Source organism: Pyrodictium brockii (assembly GCF_055379715.1).
Genome location: NZ_AP042401.1, coordinates 708,925 through 729,060 on the forward strand (window position 1 = coordinate 708,925; position 20,136 = coordinate 729,060).

The 20,136-nt window shown below is 67.8% G+C and carries 16 protein-coding genes; 11 read left to right on the top strand and 5 right to left on the bottom strand.

The window, feature by feature from the left end; genetic code table 11:
* The first annotated feature begins 20 nt into the window (after positions 1-20).
* From ACZ42Y_RS03900 to ACZ42Y_RS03935, 8 genes are all read left to right on the top strand, one after another.
* Complete coding sequence (locus tag ACZ42Y_RS03900) at positions 21-794, top strand: hypothetical protein (protein WP_058371171.1); 774 nt, start codon at positions 21-23, stop codon at positions 792-794.
* 218 nt (positions 795-1,012) lie between these two features.
* On the top strand, positions 1,013-1,285 hold the full coding sequence (locus tag ACZ42Y_RS03905; protein ID WP_464735740.1) for a hypothetical protein: 273 nt from the start codon (positions 1,013-1,015) through the stop codon (positions 1,283-1,285).
* A 6-nt stretch (positions 1,286-1,291) separates the two neighbouring features.
* On the top strand, positions 1,292-2,173 hold the full coding sequence (locus ACZ42Y_RS03910) for a hypothetical protein (protein ID WP_464735741.1): 882 nt from the start codon (positions 1,292-1,294) through the stop codon (positions 2,171-2,173).
* A gap of 13 nt (positions 2,174-2,186) precedes the next feature.
* A complete protein-coding gene (locus ACZ42Y_RS03915; RefSeq protein WP_464735742.1) occupies positions 2,187-4,823 on the top strand; it encodes a molybdopterin-containing oxidoreductase family protein in 2,637 nt (878 codons plus the stop codon).
* 12 nt (positions 4,824-4,835) lie between these two features.
* Entirely contained in the window at positions 4,836-5,480 is a 645-nt protein-coding gene (locus tag ACZ42Y_RS03920; protein ID WP_464735743.1) for a 4Fe-4S dicluster domain-containing protein, read from the top strand.
* Positions 5,481-5,674: 194 nt separating this feature from the next.
* Positions 5,675-6,340 (top strand): restriction endonuclease, encoded by a 666-nt coding sequence (locus ACZ42Y_RS03925; protein ID WP_168371331.1) that lies wholly within the window; start codon positions 5,675-5,677, stop codon positions 6,338-6,340.
* A gap of 8 nt (positions 6,341-6,348) precedes the next feature.
* Positions 6,349-7,392, top strand: coding sequence for a molybdopterin-dependent oxidoreductase (locus tag ACZ42Y_RS03930; protein WP_058371166.1), 1,044 nt, complete (start codon positions 6,349-6,351; stop codon positions 7,390-7,392).
* Between the two features lie 56 nt (positions 7,393-7,448).
* On the top strand, positions 7,449-7,889 hold the full coding sequence (locus ACZ42Y_RS03935) for an RNA-binding domain-containing protein (RefSeq protein WP_058371165.1): 441 nt from the start codon (positions 7,449-7,451) through the stop codon (positions 7,887-7,889).
* A 25-nt stretch (positions 7,890-7,914) separates the two neighbouring features.
* Here the strand turns inward: ACZ42Y_RS03935 and ACZ42Y_RS03940 are convergent, their stop codons facing one another.
* The 3 genes from ACZ42Y_RS03940 to ACZ42Y_RS03950 are packed head-to-tail and all read right to left on the bottom strand — an operon-like array spanning position 7,915 to position 9,577.
* Entirely contained in the window at positions 7,915-8,673 is a 759-nt protein-coding gene (locus ACZ42Y_RS03940) for a P-loop NTPase (RefSeq protein ID WP_058371164.1), read from the bottom strand.
* Between the two features lie 8 nt (positions 8,674-8,681).
* Complete coding sequence (gene hypA / locus ACZ42Y_RS03945) at positions 8,682-9,101, bottom strand: hydrogenase nickel incorporation protein HypA (RefSeq protein ID WP_058371163.1); 420 nt, start codon at positions 9,099-9,101, stop codon at positions 8,682-8,684.
* Between the two features lie 56 nt (positions 9,102-9,157).
* Entirely contained in the window at positions 9,158-9,577 is a 420-nt protein-coding gene (locus ACZ42Y_RS03950) for a 5-(carboxyamino)imidazole ribonucleotide mutase (RefSeq protein ID WP_236698171.1), read from the bottom strand.
* 362 nt (positions 9,578-9,939) lie between these two features.
* On the opposite strand from ACZ42Y_RS03950, the gene rgy reads away from it, so the two are divergent.
* The gene (rgy, locus tag ACZ42Y_RS03955; RefSeq protein WP_058371162.1) at positions 9,940-14,211 is read left to right on the top strand and encodes a reverse gyrase; all 4,272 of its coding nucleotides are present in this window, start codon (positions 9,940-9,942) and stop codon (positions 14,209-14,211) included.
* On the opposite strand, the gene ACZ42Y_RS03960 is transcribed toward rgy, so the two are convergent.
* Positions 14,208-14,801: a class I SAM-dependent methyltransferase gene (locus ACZ42Y_RS03960; protein ID WP_058371161.1), complete on the bottom strand. Its 594-nt coding sequence runs from the start codon at positions 14,799-14,801 to the stop codon at positions 14,208-14,210. The genes rgy and ACZ42Y_RS03960 overlap by 4 nt on opposite strands.
* A 131-nt stretch (positions 14,802-14,932) precedes the next feature.
* Between ACZ42Y_RS03960 and ileS the strand changes: the two genes are divergently transcribed.
* Both ileS and ACZ42Y_RS03970 read left to right on the top strand, forming a co-directional pair.
* Complete coding sequence (gene ileS, locus ACZ42Y_RS03965; RefSeq protein WP_464735782.1) at positions 14,933-17,890, top strand: isoleucine--tRNA ligase; 2,958 nt, start codon at positions 14,933-14,935, stop codon at positions 17,888-17,890.
* Between the two features lie 161 nt (positions 17,891-18,051).
* Positions 18,052-19,212 carry a hypothetical protein gene (locus tag ACZ42Y_RS03970; RefSeq protein WP_464735744.1) on the top strand — a complete coding sequence of 387 codons (1,161 nt, stop codon included), beginning with the start codon at positions 18,052-18,054 and terminating at the stop codon, positions 19,210-19,212.
* Between the two features lie 55 nt (positions 19,213-19,267).
* Here the strand turns inward: ACZ42Y_RS03970 and ACZ42Y_RS03975 are convergent, their stop codons facing one another.
* Positions 19,268-20,113 carry a protein phosphatase 2C domain-containing protein gene (locus ACZ42Y_RS03975; RefSeq protein WP_058371158.1) on the bottom strand — a complete coding sequence of 282 codons (846 nt, stop codon included), beginning with the start codon at positions 20,111-20,113 and terminating at the stop codon, positions 19,268-19,270.
* Positions 20,114-20,136: the final 23 nt, after the last annotated feature.

Genomic DNA, 20,136 nt, shown 5'->3' on the forward strand with positions numbered 1-20,136 from the left:
CCCGCGGGGCCCCGGCGGCCTTGGCCAGGGTGAAGCATGTAGCCGGCGTGACCGTGGCTGTCCTGGAGCACGGGCCCACGCCCCTCTCCCCCCTGGGCGGCATGCTCTCCAAGCTCGGGGAGGTCTACCGGAGGGCCCGCCCGGGGGAGAAGCCCGACTACGTGGAGCTGCACCTCTACCCGAGCATCCTGGCCCTGGCGGAGGCCCTTGAAGGCGAGGCTCTGCGGGCCGGCGCGGGGGTCTCGGCGGCCTACCCCGTGGCCTACGAGGCCTGGACCGGCATACCCAGGATACATGCGGTGCCGGGCGAGCTGGCCAGCCTGCCTGGCGGCCTCTCCCTGCTAGCCCACGAGGCCGTGCACAGCATCCTACACCAGGGCCCGGGCTACTACATTGTCCGCCTCCCCCGCGGGCTCCCCGCCCACAGCGGCGTCCTCGTGGCCCACGCCGCCGCAACGGTAGTCAAGGACCTGGAGGTCCACCTCTGGATGGCCGAGAGGGGGCTAGCCGGCGACCTAGGGGCGCTGAGGAGCTACTGGCTCCATAGCCTCCCCCGCGAGGCCCCCTGCACCCGGCTCACACTGGCCGGGGATGTGCTCAGAGCCGCCACCGCCTGGATAGCCGAGGGCCTCGAGCCCCCGCTCCCCCAGGGCTGCAGCAGCCTAGCCCCGCTCCTAGGCGTACTCCAGAGCATGGCCGAGGGGTGGCGGAGAGGGCTGAGGCCCTGGGGCCAGGTGGACAGGCTGGTAGAGGAGATGGCCCGCCTCGCGGCGGACGGCACGCTCACACCGTAGCATCGGGGCTCCACAGCCCCCGGGCTGCAGCCCGGCAACCAGGCCCCCAGCATTTCCATCATATATATCATTATACTCTAATGATTCACGTTATAGTATTTTATCATGATATTATATTAATGCGTTATTATGCAATTTATTGAGATAGAAATAAATAGAGCAATCAAGCGTTGAAATGTCACGGCCAAGGCGTGGAATACATTGAGGTGCTATTGTGTATGGATAGCAGGATAGCACTCGCGATAGGCATAGTGGTGCTGCTTGTAGGCCTCGCCGCGCTTGTGCCCGGCCTCCAGCGCTACTGCCCGAGCTGCGTAGTGGAGCGCAGCCCCTACCCGTTCACTGTGATGATGGTGGCCTACACCACCTACGCCGGCCTGGCAGCGGGGATAGTGATGGCGGTCTCCCTTGCGAGGCTCGCCGGTAGGCTGGACGAGAAGTGGATGAGCCACGCATACTGGGCGGCGCTCGGCCTGCTGATAGCTGCCTGAATAACAGTGTTCCTCGACCTCGGCCGCCCGGACCACGCCGTCTGGCTGGTGGAGGGCTGGCACCCGACCAGCAGGGTCGCCTGGATGCCGGTGTTCTACATACTCCTCCTGATACCGCTGCTCACAGTGCTGGTGGGCTGCATAAGGGAGAGCAGGGTCTGCTCCAACGGCGTGGCGGTGGGCGCGGCTCTCCTCACAGCGGCGCTGCTCGAGCTCAACCTTGGCAGCGTCTTCGGCTTCGCTGTCGGGGTCCCGGCGTGGCAGGGGCTCTACCCTGCCCTCAGCTTCCTAGTGGCCGGCGTGGCAGGGGGTGCCGCGGCTGCGGCCTTGCTGGTCCCTCTAGGCGCTAAGCTCCACGGCTCCGGCTCCGACACGGCGAAGGCCGTCAGGCCGCTGGCCGGGATAGCCTTCGCCGGAGCGCTGCTCGAGCTGATCCTCGAGTACTGGAGGGGGCTCCAGGCGGGCTACTACCCCGGTGTTGAGGCCTACTTCAGCCTGGCAGGCTCCAGCATATGGGTGGAGGCGGGCCTGCTGGTAGCGGCGCTGATAGTCCTGGCTGCGGCCTATGCGAGGAGGAGCTACTGGGCCCTGGCGCTGGGCTCCCTGCTCCTCATAGCTGGGGTGGTGGCCGGGAAGTACGGCTTCATAATACACGGCGAGGAGGCCAGGATAGAGGCCCAGACATTCACCCCGGTGAACCCCTACAACGTCCTCTACGGGGGCGAGCACTACAGCATCTCGGGGGCCGACGCGGCGGCTGTGGCCGCGGCGCTCCTCATAGGCCTCGGGGTGTTCATGATCGGCGAGCCTCTTCTCGCTCTCGAGCCTGGTGAGAAGCCTAGACTGCTTTTCTTCCGTAGCGCAGGCGGAGTAGAAGCTAAGCGGTAGAGGGGTGGCCTACGTGTCGAAGCTCTCTAGGCGTGAGTTCCTCAAGGCCGCGGGCGCCACGGGCATAGCGCTGGCAGCGGCTGAAGCGCTCAAGCTGGGCGTGGGGAGGCGCGGCCCAAGCCCGGGCCTCATGCTCGAGGCGGGCAGCGGGGATGCCGAGCTTGTGCCCAACGTCTGCAGGATGTGCACTGCGGCGTGCAGCGTTATGGTCCGCGTTAGGGACGGCAGGCCTGAGAGGATAATAGGCAACCCCTACGCCGACGTGCTGAACTCGACGGCAATCTGCGCCCGGGGCAACGCCGGCGTCTTCCGCGCCCTCAGCCCCGATAGGCCCAGGAGGCCCCTGCTGAGGACGGGCGGCGCCCGCGGCACCTGGAGCTTCAGGGAGGCGGACTACGAGGAGGCTGTGGCCAGGGCCGCGGAGATACTTGGCAAGCTCTACAGGGAGGGGAGGGGGGACAAGCTCATAGTAATCATAGGCCAGATAGGCTGCGCCACCTACCACCCGCACTCGGCAAGCCTCGCCGCGGTCCTGGGGAGCCCCAACATCATAAGCATGCCGCTCTCGACCTGCATAATGCCTAAGGGCGCTGCCTGGGGCGTAACCGGCCTAGCGGGCAAGCACACCGAGATCCTGCCGGACTACCCGAGGACCAGGTACTTCCTCAGCTTCGGCCGCAACCTCGGCGGCGCCGTGGCGGTATCATACCAGACGAGGAGGGCCGGCGAGAACATCCGCAGCTTCAAGCTCGTGGTCCTCGACCCCAGGCTCAGCGAGTGGGCCGCCAAGGCTGATGAGTGGATCCAGATCAGGCCTGGCACCGACCTGGCGTTCCTCCTGGCGATGATAAACGTGATAGTGAGCGAGGGGCTCTACGACAGAGAGTACCTGGCCAAGTACACCAACGCGCCTATGATAATCGCGGGTGACGGCCTAGCCCCGGTGAAGACCAGGAGCATCAAGAAGAACATAGCCGGTAAGGAGGTGGAGCTGGTAGACTTCCTGGTCTACGACCTAGCCTCTAGGGAGTTCAGGTGGGCTAGCGAGGCGCTGATGCCGGCGCTCGAGCTCCCGCCCGGGGCCCGCGAGTATGAGGGCAAGCCGGTGCGCACGGTGTTCGAGGCCCTCCGCGACCACGTGAAGCAGTACACCCCCGAGTGGGCCTCGAGGATAACCGGAGTGCCGGCAGAGACCATCAGGAGGATTGCAAGAGAGTTCGCCACGACAAAGCCGGCGGCGATCGAGACCGGCTGGAACTCGACCAAGTACTGGAACGGGTTCCAGCTGTACCGCGCGGCAGCAGTGCTAGCGGCGCTCACTGGCAACCTGCTCCGGCCGGGCGGCGTGGTCCTCTCAGCAGCCGGGATAAGCAGCGTGCTCTCCAGGGCAGGGCCCCCAATGCTGCCTCCGACCTCGGTCGTCCGGAAGGCGGATCTCTCCACCGAGATAACCCTCAGCGACGGCACCAAGGTCAAGGGGCCGCTCCTCCCGCTGGGCTTCAACTACACCGAGAAGCTCCCCGAGCTGCTCAGCAGGGACAAGGGCTGGGTGATACTGGTCATAGGGGCCAACCCCGCTAAGACTATGATGGGCGCGGCGTTCAAGAAGATAGCCACACTACCCACAGTTGATGCCGTGATAGACCTAGGCTACAATCTGGACGATACCGTGCTCTACAGCGACGTGTTCATACCCGAGTGCGCCTACATCGAGAGGAGCTACAACATACACGGGGCCTGGTTCACCCCCGCTAAGGCTGTACGCGCTGCATTCAAGGCCGCTGACCCGCCGCGGGGCGTGCAGTGCAAGGGGCTTGTGGAGATCATAGCGGACATACTTGCCAGGATAGACGAGGAGCTCGTTGAGAAGTATGCCGAGCACCTGGCCAGCCACCTGGGCATGCCCAGCTGCGCCGAGGGCTTCATCGAGGCTGCCCGCCGCTACCTGCAGACGAGGCGCCACGACGAGTTCATGTCCGGTATAATAGAGGCGCAGGCCAAGTGCATGGGGCTGAACCTGGCCAAGCTGAGGAGGGAGGGCATAGTAGTCATTAAGCCGGAGGAGTGGGGCCTGGAGATGAACAGGAAGATACTGGAGAACGGCTGGCTCAACAGCCCGACGGGCAAGGTGGAGATACTCCCGCTCAAGATACTGGGGCTCATGAAGAAGCGCGGCTTCCCGCTGAAGCCTGAGTGGCACCCGTTCCCCACATGGGTGCCCCCAAGGTGGATGCGCGGGCAGCTGGGCGGGGACGAGTTCGTGGTGATAACGGGCAAGGTGCCCACCATGAGCTACGAGTCTACCTATGACAACCCGCTGCTCGCGGCCAAGCTCACGCCGCCGGAGCATGAGAGCGTGTGGATCCACAGCTCCAGGGCCCGGGCGCTCGGCGTGAGGACCGGGGACGTGGTGGAGGTGTGCGGCGAGAGCGGCAAGTGCTTCAAGGCAAGGGTGTGGGTGACCGACTGGATCCACCCGGACGCGGCCTACATACCGCCGCACTACGGCGCCGAGCCGGAGCTGAGGAGGAGGCTACGCTTCTACAGCGCAGAGGTGCCGCCGCTGGCAGAACTGGCCCCGCTGATCACGGAGCCCGTGGCAGGGAGCCACCTCATGTCCGACTTCAAGGTCAAGATAAGGAAGGCCTAGGGGTGGCTGGCCGTGACGAGGCGTATAATGGTCATAGACCTGGAGAAGTGCACAGGCTGCAACGCCTGCGCGGCAGCATGCGTGGCCGAGAACCTCAACAGCCCGATCTACTACAACCCGCCGCCGGTGGCCAAGCTGCTCGGGCTCGCAGAGGAGGCTAAGAGCCCCGAGGAGGCTAAGACGCTGATCCACGAGCTGCTGTGGCTCCGCACGAGGACTCGCCGTGTCTACCGAGACGGCAGCATGACAGTATACCATATCATGTGCCAGCACTGCGACGACGCCCCATGCGTGGCCGCCTGCCCCACCGGCGCCAGCTACCAGAGGAAGGATGGCATAGTGCTGGTGAACCCGGAGAAGTGCATCCTATGCGGCTACTGCATCGCTGCCTGCCCCTACGGCGCCCGCCACGTGAACCCATTCACGAGGACAGTGGACAAGTGCACCCTCTGCGCCCACAGGGTGGACAGGGGAGAGCTGCCGGCCTGCGTCGAGACCTGCCCCACCGGCGCCAGGATGTTCGGCGACCTCGACGACCCCAACGACCCTGTTGCGAGGCTGGTGAGGACAGGGCAGGCCAGGCCGGGCTCGGTCGGGGGCGTCCTCGGCCCCACGAGGCCGAGAGTCTACACGGTGCCGCCGCAGAAGAAGAGGTAGCCCCACGCCCAGCCGCTTTTCCAGCCCCACCCCTCTTCTCCATCAGCCTCCCGGGGGCCAGGCAGCCTGCCCGTGGGGCTCCGCAAGCCCCCTCCCAGGCATAGCCAGGCATAGCCCCCGGCCCCGCAGCGCGGGCGTCCCTATAGCGCCCCTGGGCCCTGGGGCTCCACCGGGGAGGTGCCTCGGCGCTCCCGGTGGCGGCGGTCGCGGCTTTGCTGCTCGAGAGGGGGAGGGGCTGCACCCCGCTCGGCGAGATGGCTGCCAGGCTCTTCCTCCGTCCCGGGCTCGTGGAGGCGGCTGCCGCGAGGCTCGCCGGCGCCGGCGGCCTCAGGCTGGAGGGGGACGCGGCCTGCGTGGACGACCCGCTGGCCCTGGCCCTCGCCGCCGTCAAGCTGGGCGTCTCCGAGACCGCTGTTGCCCGGCACCTGGACTGGAGGATGTTCGAGGAATACGCCGCGCGGGCTCTGGCGGAGGCCGGGTTCGAGGCCCTCCAGGGCCTCCGGGTCCACGGCCCCGGGGGTCTGGAGCTGGACGTGCTGGGCCTTGACGCGGCCGCCGGGCTGGCGGTGGCTGTGGACTGCAAACACTGGAGTCCTAGGGTCTCGACCCCTTCTAGGCTCCGCGCGGCGGCGGCCAGGCACCGGGAGAGGCTTGGTAGGCTTATCCGCCACTGGCGGAGGCTCGGCCTCCCGCCCGGCAGGTGGAGGATAGTCCCGGCCCTCCTGGTGCTCAGGGAGCACGCCCCCAGGCTGGCCGAGGGGGTGCCGGTGGTGCCCGCGTCGAGGCTCCGCGGCTTCCTGGAGGAGCTGCCGGCGCTCGCCGAGGACCCTGCCGTGTACGTCGCAAGGCTTGAAGCCTAGAAGGCCCCGTGGAGCAGGAGGGCGGCTCCTCCGTGCCCGCAGAGGTGACGGGCTGCCGGGTCTACGTAAACACGCTGGCCGAGGCCAGGCCGGTGGTCGTGGCAGACTGCGCCGCGGCGGGCACCGTGGACTCCCGGGGCGAGGCCCTCAAGGCCCTCCAAGGCCTGCTGGGCCTCCTATCGAGGGAGCTATCCCTACGCCTAGAGCCAGAGGGCCCTGAGAGCTACGAGGCCGAGCCACTGGCCAGGAGGAGGTACACCGTCCATATCCTCCGGCTCCGCGGGGGAGGGGAGGCGAGGCTCGTGGAGGCCCGTGGAGGCGTGCTCGCCGCCGCCCTCGTGGCGCCCCTGGACGCGGTGCCAGGGGCGCGGGAGGCCCTCGCCGGCGGAGCGGTCGAGGTGGGCGAGGCGCCTCGGCCCCCGGTGCTGCTCCGCAGGCCCATCCTGGAGCCCGACGGGGAGCCCGCGGGGCAGGGGAGGATACCCCGCTTCGTAACCTACGCGGTCGAGGGCCTCCCCGCCAGGGCCCCCAGGGCCTGGGAGATACTGGTCCACACCCCCGGCGGGCGCCGCCGGCTGGGCCAGGAGCTGATCGAGGAGAGGGCAGGGTGGAGGCTGCTGTACCTGCACTGCGTCACCGGCTGGAGCGTCGGGCCCCGGAAGTGGCTCGCCGCCCCCCTGGGGGAGGTCCTCCGCGCCGCCCGCGCCCCCCTCCCCGGGGACGGGTGGCTCCTGGCCCGCAGCGCGGGCGGCTACTCCGCTGTCCTCCCCCTCCCCCTGGCCCTCGAGGCCGCCTACCTCGCCGTGGGGCTCGAGGAGGGGCCCCTCCCCCTGGAGCGGGGCGCCCCGGTGAGGCTGCTCGCCCCGACGCTCTACGGCTGGAAGAGCGTCAAGTGGCTGCGGGAGATACACGTCCTCGAGAGCTACGTGGACGGCTACTGGGAGGCCCGGGGCTACCACGAGCGGGGCCTGGTGGCGGCCGAGGAGAGGTTTAAGCTCCGGAACCCCGGGCTCCTCGAGGACCACGCCCTCAAGCCCCCGGAGCCTAGATAGGAGCGGCCCCGGTGGATGCGCACCCGGGGTCGCCGGGCAGGGGTGTGGCCCAGGGCATGCAGACACGGGTCAGGGTGGAGGCGGAGGCCAGGCCCACGGAGGATGTCGAGAAGGTCAAGCGGGCCATACTCAACGTGTTCACGCCCGATAGGATGTGGGTTGAGGACCTGGGCCGCGGCTACCGGCTGGTCGTGGCGGAGGCCTATAGCCTCCGCAGCCTCCTGAGGCTCCACGAGCTGCTCCGCCGCGAGAGGATCCTGGACGCAGCCCGCAGCTACATGCTCCACGGCATCGACCAGGGCGTGCTGGTGTTTAAGATAAACAAGCAGGCGGCCTATGTGGGCAGGCTGAGCCTCGTAGACATGGACGCGGAGGCGGCGATGGGCCCGATAACCTTCATCGTAGAGTACAGGGACCCGAGAGCGGTGGTGGACTGGCTAGCCCCTCCCACTAGGATGGGGCGCCCCCTCTACGAGAACCCGATGCCCGGGGACTAGCCCGGGGCCGGCGGCGCGGCGTGGGCTAGATGCCGAGGTCCTCGAGGAGCCTGTCAACCGCCTCCGCGACGTCCCTGGCCATGCCGGTTGAGAGCAACTTCTCGGGGTCGCCGAGGGCCTCCTCGACGGAGGGGTCGAGCCTCACCCTCCCCAGGTACCTGGCCCCGTACTTCTCGGCCAGGTCCTCGAGCCCGTCGCCCCCCGCGTACATGTTGACGAGGAGGTAGCGGGGCTGTCCCTGCTCCTCCAGCAGGGCTAGCAGCCTCTCCACCCCGGCGCGGGCCAGCCTCGAGGGAGTGGCGACAGCCACCACCCTGGGGTCCGGCAGGTACTCCAGCGTGTCCAGGGCCTCGTCCCGGAGGCCCGGCGGCGTGTCGACTATCAGCAGGTCCAGCTCCCCCCAGTTGGTGACTGCCAGCACCTCCCTGATAGCGTCGTCGACGGCCTGGCCGCGGAGCGGCGTCGGCCTGTCCCAGGTATAGTAGGCCACTGTCATGAACCTGACGCCCGCCACGAGCGGGGGGACTACGCCGTTCTTCTCCTCCGGCTGCAGGCTCCCCGGGTCCACGCCGAGGGCTATGTGGGCGGAGGGGCTCGTCACGTCCAGGTCGAGGAGCCCGGTCCTCCTACCCCGCCTCGCGGCGTGGAGCGCGGCGATCACCGCCACCAGGGTCTTGCCGACGCCGCCCTTAGCGCTCATAACGGGGACCACGGCCCTGACCCTGGAGAGCATCTGCCTCGCTCCGGCCAGCCTGGGGTCGAGCACGGCCTCTCCACGCGCCATCCCCGGGCTCACCTCCCCTCTCCCGCCGCCTCCTCGCCCTTCCTCCTAACGGCCAGGGCGAGCTTAACCCCGCGGCCCTGGACTATATCGTAGTCCCTGCTCCCGCAGCGGGGGCAGCGGACGAAGCTGTAGACGGCCTCCGGCACGAAGTGGATGGCCTCACGGGTCTCCTCGTCCAGCTCCACCTCGTCGAGGCCCCACTCGTAGCCGCAGACCCTGCAGCGGAACCTGGCGGGCTCCTCCACGTAGACCACTCTAGCCCCGGGGGCTATCTCGGGGAGAGCCTTCCCCAGGTACGCCTCGACAACGCCGCGGTCGACGTTCTGCAGCTCCCCGAGGATAATCTTGACCTCCTCCACCCCGTAGCCCTGGCGCACCTTGTCCTCTATCTCCGCTATTATCGCGTTCACGAGCGCCCACTCGTGCAAAGCCCTGGGCGCACCCCGCGACAAGGAGAGGTGCACCAGCGCGTGGATAAAAAGCTCTACTCCCCGCAGCGGCTCCCGGCGGCCAGGACCCGGAGGGCGAACAGCGCAGCATTCTCCGCGGCGCCGATGCCCACAGAGGCCACCGGCACACCCCGGGGCATCTGCACGATGGAGAGGAGGGCGTCAACACCCTTCAACGGGCCCACCGGCAGGGGGACGCCCACGACAGGCTTACCGCACCTCGAGGCAATATACCCGGGGAGCGCGGCGGAAAGCCCGGCCATAGCGATGTAGACGTCCACCCTGCCGCAGCTAGACCGGATAAACTCGTCGAGAGCCTCCGGGTCCCGGTGCGCGCTCAAAACCCGGACCTCAACCTCCACGCCGGCCCCACGCAGCACCTTCTCGGCACGCTCCGCATACTCCAAGTCGCTCCTACTACCGACCACGACCGCTACACGGCCCCGGCAGCGCAAGCCAGGAACCCCGCCTCCCGGGGGCCGCAGCATCCCCGGAGCAGCTAGAAAACCATAGAGCCCCCGGGGGCTGGGCCACGCGCTAGAAGCCCTAGACGCCATCAAGACGCTCAACCCTGCATACGCGTAGCAGTAGCCGGGGGCAGCCTAGGAAGGGCTCCAAGCAAGGCTATAGCCCGGGGCTGCAGCAGCGGGGCTAGGCGCTCGCCGGGCCCGCGGACGGTGGGTTGACATAGGGGCTGCGTGGCCCGGGGACGCAAAAACGTTATTACAATTATAAGCTCGCTGCACGGGGGCTTGGGGCTTCCAGGGCCCGGGCCCCTCGGGGCGTGTATGGCCTCTACGCGGGGAATGGTGCTGCCTTGAGCTGGGCCGGTGGCTCCGAGCCTGCTAGGGGTGTGTACTTCTTCTCCTGCCCGGGCTGCTGCGGCCCAGAGGGGGATGACCGGCTCCAGCTCGGGCTCCCCTGCCCCCGCTGCCTGCCGGAGCGGGTTGCCGCCGAGTCCGTCCTCGATGTGGCGGAGGCTGTGGAGAAGGCTAGGGGGCTGAGGAAGGGGAGCCCGCTGGAGCGCTATGCGAGGGTTGAGAGGGAGGCTAGGGAGGTCGAGGCTCTCTTCGAGAAGGCTACGGGCTCCAGGCTCTGGAGCGCGCAGCGTGCATGGGTTAGGAGGGTGCTTAAGGGGAAGAGCTTCGCGGCCATAGCCCCGACTGGTGTGGGTAAGACCACGTTCGGCGTGCTGATGGCCGTCTACCTGGCCTCGCGGGGGGAGAAGAGCTACATAGTTGTCCCCACCACGCCCCTGGTGAAGATGGTTGAGGAGCGGGCTCTCCGCCTGGCCGACGCCGCGGGGGTCCCGGCTAGGATAGTAGCGCTCCACAGCCGGCTCTCCCAGAAGCAGAGGAGGCGGCTGCTGGAGAGGGTGGCGGAGGGCGACTTCGACATACTGATCACTACCAGCCAGTACCTAGTGAGGAACGCTGAGACGCTCGCCGGCCTCAGGGAGCAGTGGGGGAGGGGCTTCCGCTTCGTATTCGTGGACGACGTGGACGCGGTGCTGAAAAGCGGGAGGAGCGTAGACGCGGTCCTCCGCGTGGTGGGGTTCAGCAGGGAGGAGGTGGAGCTGGGCTGGAGGCTCCTCCAGCTCCAGCGCCGCCTCGTCTGGGAGACCCGGAGGGCCCAGAAGGAGCTGGCCAGGAGGCTTGAGAGGCTGAGGCAGCAGGCCAGGAGGAGGGGCCGCCGCCTCACCGCCGAGGAGGTGCGGGAGCTGCGTAGGAGGGTGTTCGAGGAGACCCTGGAGCCCCTCTACCGGGAGCTGAGGAGGATAGAGGAGAGGCTCGAGAAGGCCCGGCGCCGGGCGGCGGTGCTCGTGGTCAGCAGCGCCACCGGGAGGCCTAGGGGCAGCAGGGTGAGGCTCTTCCAGGCGCTGCTCGGCTTCCAGGCGGGCTCGGCGGGGGAGGCGATAAGGAACATCGTGGACTCCTACACCTCCCCCGGCCCCGGGGGGCTCGAGGAGCGGGTTGTCGAGATAGTCTCGAAGCTGGGGGACGGCGGGCTAGTGTACGTGCCGGTGGACCGGGGCGCTGAGTATGCTGAGAGGCTCGCCGAGCTCCTCCGCAGCCGCGGGGTGGCGGCGGAGGCGTTCACCTCCCAGAACCCAGGGGCGCTGGAGAGGTTCCGGAGCGGCGAGACCCAGGTGCTGGTGGGCGTAGCCGTCTACTACGGCGTGGCTGTGAGGGGCCTCGATCTGCCGGAGAGGATCCGCTACGCGGTCTTCGCCGGCGTGCCCCGGCTCCGCTTCAGCGCCAGGTTCGAGGACCCGCACCCCCTGAGCATCCTCCGCGCCCTCGCGGTGCTGGCCGAACACGCGCCGAGGGACGTGGCTGAGAGGGCGCAGACGCTCCTGGGCAAGCTGAGGGCGCTCGCCCGGAGACTGAGCCAGGCGGCGCTGGCGAGGGTCGCGGAGGAGCTCCGGAGCGGGAGGCCCGGGAGCGATGCCGCCAGGGAGTTCGCCTCGGCTCTCGAGTGGCTCCGGGACACTATGAGGAGGGAGGATGTCTGGAGGGCCCTGGAGCGGGCCGACGACATAGCAGTGGTGAGGGAGGAGGGGCGGGCCTACATACTGGTGCCCGATGTAGCCACCTACATCCAGGCCTCGGGCAGGACGAGCAGGCTCTTCGCCGGGGGGATAACCAAGGGGCTGAGCGTGGTTGTGGCCGACGACCCGAGGCTGCTCAACGGGCTGATGAGGAGGACCCGCTGGCTGGTGGAGGCGGAGTGGAGGAGGTTCGAGGAGCTGGACCTCCCATCGCTGCTCCGCGAGATAAACATGGACAGGGAGAGGGTCAGGGCGGTCCTCGAGGGGAGGGTTAAGCCGGAGACCATGGAGCTCGTCAGGACGGCGCTGCTGGTGGTGGAGAGCCCGAACAAGGCGAGGACTATAGCAGGGTTCTTCGGGAGGCCCAGCGCCCGGCAGATAGGCCCGCTGAGGGTCTACGAGGTCTCCACCGGCGACTACGTCCTCCTAGTCGCTGCGAGCGGGGGCCACGTCTACGACCTCGTGAAGCCCGCCACGCCCCGAGAGCTGGCGGGCCCCGAGTGGCTGCTCGACGAGCTGCGGGGCTCTGTGGAGGGCTACGACTGGCCCAGCGCCCGGAATGTCCACGGCGTCCTGGTGGCCCGCGGGGGTGGGAGGCGCTTCCTGCCCGTCTACGCCCCCCTGGCCCGCTGCCTCGCCTGCGGCCACCAGTGGCCAGTGAGCCCCGAGGACTACAACCCGGTCACCGGGAGGGGGGAGCTGCGCTGCCCCGTCTGCGGCTCGCCGCTGGTGAAGAGCAGCTGGGACATAGTGGAGGCCCTCCGCGACCTGGCCAGCGAGGTTGACGTGGTGATGATAGGCACTGACCCCGACACCGAGGGCGAGAAGATAGGCTGGGACCTGGCCAGCCTGATAAGACCCATGGCGAGGAGCATTGTGAGGGTGGAGTTTCACGAGATAACCCGCCGCGCGATACTAGAGGCTATACACGGGGCAAGGCCCTTCCTCGAGAGGCTGGTGGAGGCCCAGATAGTCCGGAGGGTGGAGGACCGCTGGATAGGCTTCACACTGAGCCCGGTGCTCTGGACCAAGTTCTGGCCGCGCTTCTGCACCTGGAGCCGCGAGTCCCGGCTCCAGAGCGCCAGGAGAAGGCTGAGGGACGCCAAGGCAATGCTCAATGCTATGGAGAGGGATGCGATGCTTAGAGAGGAGTGCAGCAGGCCCAACTACAACCTCAGCGCCGGCCGCGTCCAGACACCGGTGCTCGGCTGGATAGTGGAGCACACGCTGGGCGCCAGGTTTCTCCGCATTCCCCTCTACAGGCTCCGGCTCCGCGACGGGGACGGCAGGGAGCTGGAGGTCGAGGTGAGGGGCGACGAGGCCAGCGATAGGATAAGAGAGGCGCTGGAGGAGGCCAGGGGGCTGCTGGAGGAGGCGCTGCGCCGCCACGAGGTGCTGGAGAGGCTCGGCGGGCTCGAGGAGGCGCGCCGGAGGAAGGCCAGGGTGATAAGGGAGGTCAACAGCGCGCTCCGCGGGGGCGCGGCCGTCAGGGCCGTGGTGGGTGACGTCGAGGAGTGGGAGGACGAGCTGAAGCCCCTCCCACCCTTCACCACCGACGCCATGCTGGCGGAGGCTGCGGCGAGGCTGGGGCTCTCAGCGCCCGAGGCCATGAAGCTGGCCCAGGACCTCTTCGAGCTCGGCCTAATAACCTACCACCGCACCGACAGCACCAGGGTGAGCGACGCGGGCCTAACAGTGGCCAGGGAGTATCTCCGCTACCGCTACGGCGAGGACCGGCTGGAGGAGGTGTTCCAGCCCCGCCGCTGGGGCGAGGGCGGGGCCCACGAGGCGATAAGGCCCACCAGGCCCATCGACTCTGAGACCCTCCGCCGCCTAGTCGGGGAGGGCGCGCTCCAGCTGGCGAGGCCGCTGACGCAGCGCCACTACCGGCTCTACGACCTCATATTCCGCAGGTTCATAGCGAGCCAGATGGGGTCTGCAAGGGTGAGGAGGCAGAGGGCGAGGGTAACGGTGGAGATCAGCCTGCCCGGCGAGAAGCCGAAGAGAATTGAGAGGACCGAGGAGCGCATAGTCGAGGTCATTGAGCCGGGCTGGCTCGACGTCTACCAGGCGGTGAGGCCTCAGCCACGGCTGGAGCCGGGCGAGTACCGGCTGGAGAGTGTAGGGGTCAGGGTCTGGAGCCCCCTCCGGCTCCTCAGCCAGGCGGAGGTGGTGAGGATGATGAAGGAGAGGGGCATAGGGAGGCCCAGCACCTACGCCAAGATCATCGACACACTGCTTCGCCGCGGCTACGTGGTCTCCGCCGGCAGGGCGGGGGCTATGATAGCCACCACGCGGGGCATAGGGGTCTACGACTTCCTCATGAAGAGGTTCGGCGGCCTGGTCTCAGAGGAGGTCACAAGGAGGCTGCAGGACACCATGGACAGGATAGAAGAGGGCGCCGTGGACTACCAGAAGGTGCTCAGCGAGGTCCTCGAGGAGCTGCGCAGGGCCCTCCACAGCCCTCAGAGCGGCCTCACCGGGGAGGAGGCCGAGCGCCTGCTGCCAGTCCAGCAGGAGCCCCCGGGTGGGGCCTAGGGGCGGGCCCGGCTGCTCCCCGGGGCGGCCGCGCGGCAGGCCAGCATCCTGTAGGTCGGAAGCCCCTGGTCGGCCTCCATCATTACCACCCTCATCATGTTCTCCTGCAGCTTCTCCGCCACCTCGCTGGGCCTCGCGAACCTAGCGGGGAAGCCGAGGAGCCTCTCGGCTAGCTCCACCAGCTTGCCGGAGAGCCTCCCGGCGTCGATATCGTCTATTAGGATGCACTCTGCCGCCCGCGCCGCCTCCGCTAGAGCCTCCCAGGGCCGGTGGAAGTGGTGAAGGGCGTCATGCAGCACAGCCATGTCGACCGCGCGGCCTCGGAGGGGGAGCCTCTCGGCGGAGGCCTGGATCCTCTCGATCCAGGCCCTGGAGGGGGCTGCCGCGAGGAGGAGGCTGTCGACGTCGAGCGCGAGGTAGTAGCTCGGCAGGTAGCCATGGTCCTCTAGCGCCCGGGCTAGGAGGGCGTTGGCCGAGCCTATATCAGCCACGAGGCGGGGCCCAGCCTCCGCCAGGGCCTTGGCCGCCGAGTGGTGTAGGAAGAGCGGCCCCCGGCGGTAGAAGACCCGTAGCAGCCGCTGGCCTAGCATGGGAGGCAGGCCCCTAGGCGTAGAGCCGTGGCGTGTACTAAAAACGTGCAGAGGGGCGGCCGCGGAGGGTTTAAGGGAGCCGGCCCTGCCACGATGGCCAGCGGTGATGCCCATTATCCGCGAGGCCCCCGCTGAAGCGAAGCTATAGCCCCCTAGAGGTCGAGGAGTGGGTTCTCCGCTTCTGGGACAAGAACAAGGTATATGAGAAGGTCAAGCGGATGACGTGGGACGAGAGGCCCAATGCGCCTCTATTCGCGTTCCTTGAGGGCCCGCCGACCGCCAACGGGTTCATGCACGTGGGCCACGCCAGGGGCAGGACCCTGAAGGACGTGAAGCTGCGCTACGCCAGGATGAGGGGCTACCGAGTCTGGGACCAGGCCGGCTGGGACACCCAGGGGCTCCCCGTGGAGCTTGAGGCGGAGAAGAAGCTTGGCATGAGGAGCAAGAGGGATATCGAGCGATACGGCGTCGACCGCTTCATCGAGGAGTGCAGGCGGCTGGTAGACTACTACATCGAGCACTGGGAGAGGGCGAGCAAGAGGCTCGGGCTGTGGCTGGACTATGGCCACGCCTACCAGACGAGGCACCCCCGCTACATAGAGGCTATCTGGGAGTTCATCAAGAAGGCGCATGAGAAGGGGCTCCTCTACGAGGGCCGCCGCGTGGTCCCCCGGTGCCCCCGCTGCGGCACAGCGCTCAGCAGCCACGAGGTGGCGCAGGGCTACCAGGAGGTGGATGACCCCAGCGTCTACTTCAAGCTCCCCCTGGAGGGGCTCGACAACACCTACCTTGTAGCCTGGACCACCACGCCGTGGACGATAATAGCCAACGAGGCGGCGGCCGTCCACCCGGACGAGTGGTACGTGTTCATCTCAGTCGGCGATGAGATATGGGTGGTGGCTGAGAAGAGGCTGGAGGCCTTCGCCAGGGAGGTGGGGCTGGAGAAGTACATGGTTGTCGAGAGGGTGAAGGGCGCCACCCTCGCGGGGATGAGGTACCGGCACCCCCTGGCGGAGGAGGTACCCTACCACCAGCGCCACGAGCCCCCCTACCACACGGTGCTCGCCGCCAACTGGGTGACCATGGAGGATGGCACCGGGGTAGTGCACCTGGCCCCCGCCCACGGCCCCGAGGACTTTGAGGAGTGCAGCAAGAGGGGGATAGAGGCCTACACCCCGCTCCGCGAGGACGGCTACTTCGGCCCCGAGTCCGGCGCCTTCAAGGGCATGTGGTTCGAGGACGCCGGGGAGAAGGTGATAGAGGTACTCCGGGGCAAGGGGCTCCTAGTCCACGCGGGCACGGTGAGACACGAGTACCCGTTCTGCTGGCGCTGCGGCACCAGGCTCTTCTACTACGCGTCCCGCCAGTGGTTCATAAGGATAACGGACGAGATCCGGAGGAAGATGGTCGACGGGGTACGCTCGATGCGCTGGGCCCCCAGCTGGGCGGCCAGGAGGATGAGCGACTGGGTTGAGAACGCCCGCGACTGGTGTATAAGCCGCGAGCGGTACTGGGGCACCCCCCTCCCCGTGTGGCGCTGCACCAGCTGCGGCCACACTGTGGTCGTGGGGAGCCTCGAGGAGCTCAGGAGGCTAGCCGTGGACCCCTCCAGCGTGCCCGACGACCTCCACCGGCCCTACATAGACCGTGTGGAGCTCCGCTGCCCCAAGTGCGGCGGCGTGATGAGGAGGGAGCCGTTCGTGGTCGACGTCTGGATGGACAGCGGCGTGGCCCACACCGCGGCGCTGAAGCAGTACGGCTGGCTCAGGCTATGGGACCAGCTCTACCCCTACACCTGGATAACCGAGGCCGCTGACCAGACCAGGGGCTGGTTCTACACACTGCTCGTGACCGGCGTGGTGTGGCACGGCAAGGCCCCCTACCGCTCGGTGCTGCTCCAGGGCCACGTGCTGGACAAGGAGGGCAAGAAGATGAGCAAGAGCAAGGGCAACGTGGTGTGGGCGCTGGAGTGGATGGAGAAGCACGGCGCCGACCCTATGAGGATGCTTCTCCTGAGCCGCGCGCCCTGGGACAGCGTGAACTTCGACCCCGACGAGGTGGAGAGGTACCGGGGCTACCTCAACATACTATGGAACACCGTGAAGTTCGCCGACACCTACATGGAGCTCGACAAGTGGAGCCCCGGGCCCCCGGAGCCCGGGAGGCTCCAGGCAGAGGACCGCTGGATAATCTACAGGCTAAGCCAGGCGCTGAAGAGGGTGGAGGAGGCGGTCGAGAACGACAACATGCACCAGGCGCTCCAGACGCTGGTCGACCTGGTGGTGGAGCAGCTGAGCCACCGCTACATCCCCCTGGTCAGGCCGAGGGTCTGGGAGGAGGAGGCCACAGAGAGCAAGGAGGCGGCATACGCCACCCTCTACTACGTGCTCCGGAGGACCATAGCCGCCATGGCGCCCTTCACGCCCTTCATAGCCGAGTACCTCTACCAGGCCTTCGTAAAGAAGTACGAGCCCGGGGCGCCCGAGAGCGTCCACATGCTAGAGTGGCCGAGCGTCGACGAGAAGCTCCTCGACGAGGAGAGCTACCTCGCCGTCGAGGAGGCGCTAGAGGCGGCGGAGAAGGTGCTCGCACTGAGGAGCGAGAGGAGGCTGAAGAGGCGCTGGCCCCTCCGCCGCGCCGCTATAGCAGCCAAGCCCGGCTCCAGCCTCCCAGTGGAGAGGCTTCGGGAGGCAGCTGACGTGCTAGCCAGGTTCGCCAACGTAAAGGCAGTGGAGGTGGTGGATTCGGAGCCCGGCTGGGCCCCCAGAGCGGAGAAAATAGAGACCAGCAGCATGACAGTGTACGTGGACATGCAGCTGGACGAGGAGACTATGCTGGAGGGCCTCGCCAGGGAGGTCATACGCCGCGCCCAGGTGCTCAGGAAGGAGCTGGACCTCCCCGTAGACCACACCGCTAGGAGGCTCCTAGTCTACGCCACGGGGAAGCTGCGGGAGGCGGTGGAGAGGCACCGGGAGCTGATAGCACGGGAGGTGAGGGTCGGCAGCATCGAGCTAGCCTCCAGCCCGCCTAGAGACGGGAAGAAGTGGCGAATAGAAGGCGAGGAGCTGGTGCTAAGCCTAGAGCCCTAGCCTCCCCAACCCCGGGGGCCGCACAGCCCAAGACAGGCCAGCAGCCCGCTAGGCACAGCACATAATGCTACACTGCACTTATTTAATGCCGCCTCGCCCAGCCTATACCCGGCTTTGCAGCTTAACATTCATGGCTAGGGCAGCCCGGGTGCCCTAGAGCCTTGAACCACCGCTCAGCAGCCCTCGCCCTGGCCGCCCTCGCCGCCTCGGCTGCCGCCCTCGCCCTGCTAGCAGGCTTCGCCACCACCCAGAGCCCGCTGAACAGCTTCCACGCGGTGGGCTGCGCGCAGGCGCCCAACGAGCCCATAAGCCTCCAGCAGCTCGGCAGCATAACCATAGCCCCAGCCTCCGGGGCCGAGGGCTCTCTCGAGGAGCCCGAGTGGCTCAAGATAACAAGGCACAGTGATGTCGACTATGTGAAGCTGGAGCTGAGCCTGGAGAACGCGGATCAGCTGCGCCGGCTCCTAGACTACCTAAGCATAGAGGTTAGGGAGGCATACCAGGTCTTCGAGGGCAACGTGACGACGGATCAGCCGTACTGTAAGAGGGCTCCTCAGGATGAGTGGCCGCACCTCTCCTGGGCCATAGACGGCCACGGGAAGGATATAGCCGAGAAGCTTAAGCACGTCCTGCGGGGCCACGTGCAGAAGGGAATAGACGTCGATGCCGCGGTGCAGGACATACTCAGCAGAGTCTCCTACGCCACCATAACCCTAGCCTACCGCAACTACACCTACAACGGCACCCTATACCTGGCCCCGGGCAACGGCACAGCAATCAACGAGACCCTCCACGAGATAGCCCGCCACCTGGTCCGGGGAAGCGGGATAGTGGTCCACACGCCCTACGCTGACGGTAGAGGCTTCCACCACGTAGTGATTGAGGCCGACACGCAGCCCCCAACACTGTTCTTCGACTCCGCGGATTACGGCATAATAGTGGGCAACGGTACGAGCGGCCACAGGCCCGCGTCCGCTCTCAACTTCACCCTGCGGCTAGACTTCTACGATAGCTCCGGCAACTGGCTGTTCGCCATATGGTGGGACACGATCTACTACAGCTATGCCGGCGGCCGCTTTAACAACTGGGCCTCGTACGAGTATCTCAGCGTCGCCCGGCCGGTCCTCAAGCTGGGCAACGTTAGGGCCGTGCTCAGCCTGGGTAAGCCCAGCGCAGTGGTCGCTGTGGACGGGGACTCCTGGCTCTACGATGGAGGCCGGGCGGCGGTCCTGGGCGCCCGGGTGTACTACGAGGCTAGGGAGGGCGTGCTCTTCGACAGCGTGCCCCTGGTGATCAACGCCAGGGTGGTTGAGACGGGCTAGGGGGCGGCGGCCCCAGGGCACACCTCACACCTTTTTCCCTCTGCATCCCCGCCTCTCAGCGCCCTAGCCGCCCGGGGGCCTGGCTGGCCCAATACGCCAGCGCTATCGTCGCATCATCCTCCAGCCCCCCGGCCCGCTGCTGGATGCGGCTGAGCAGCAGGGAGGCGGGGTTCCCCTCCGCCGCGTCCTCCGGCACCCCTCTTCGGGCCAGCTCCACAAGCTCCTCCGCCAGCGCCGCGGGATCCACCCCGTCCGTCGCGAGCGCCAGCAGGGTGTCGCCTGGGAGCCTGGTCTCCAGGACCACCGGCTCCCCCTGGAGCCCCCTGCCGACCTCGATGAAGCGGGCTAGCCGGCTCCCCTCGTAGAACTGTGGCAGCGCGCCCCATAGGAGCCAGGTGGACTCCTTGCTCCCCGTCGTAGCCACAACCACGCCGTCGCCCGCCAGCACCAGTGCCAGCTGGCCCCCGGGGCCCAGGAGGGCCGCTAGAAGGGTCGTGGAGGGCGCCTGCCCGCCGCCCCCCTCCTGCGGGGCCTGGGCCTCGAGCCTAGCCGGCTCCCATGGGCTCATCGGCCTGGTGCAGGGGGCCCCGCAGCCCCTGTAGTAGAGGCGCTTAGCCTCCGCCGCGGTGTCGGCGTCGCGTGGGGACGCCTCCCGAGCCGCTTCGTCGAGGAGCTCTAGGCAGCGGCGCGCCGCGCCGGCTATGCTCCCCCGCCACCCCGGCAGGACGGCCCTGCAGAACGCTGTGAACCCCCAGGCTGCTAGGAGGGAGGCTCCCCCGCCGCGGCTCGTGGAGACACCGTCCGCCACGGCTATGGCGCCGTAGCCCCCGTGGAGCCACAGGCTGGCGTCGTCCTCGTAGTGGACCGTGTTCGCGGTTGCCACCCAGGCGCGCCACGCCACCCTCCGCGGCCCCTCCCCCGGGT

Excerpts from the sequence above, each read along its gene's own strand:
- ACZ42Y_RS03940 (WP_058371164.1), bottom strand. The coding sequence starts at position 8,673 with ATGGCGCGTGGAGAGGCCGTGCTCGACCCCAGGCTGGCCGGAGCGAGG.
- ACZ42Y_RS03960 (WP_058371161.1), bottom strand. The coding sequence starts at position 14,801 with ATGCTAGGCCAGCGGCTGCTACGGGTCTTCTACCGCCGGGGGCCGCTC.
- ACZ42Y_RS03905 (WP_464735740.1), top strand. The coding sequence starts at position 1,013 with ATGGATAGCAGGATAGCACTCGCGATAGGCATAGTGGTGCTGCTTGTA.
- ACZ42Y_RS03935 (WP_058371165.1), top strand. The coding sequence starts at position 7,449 with ATGCAGACACGGGTCAGGGTGGAGGCGGAGGCCAGGCCCACGGAGGAT.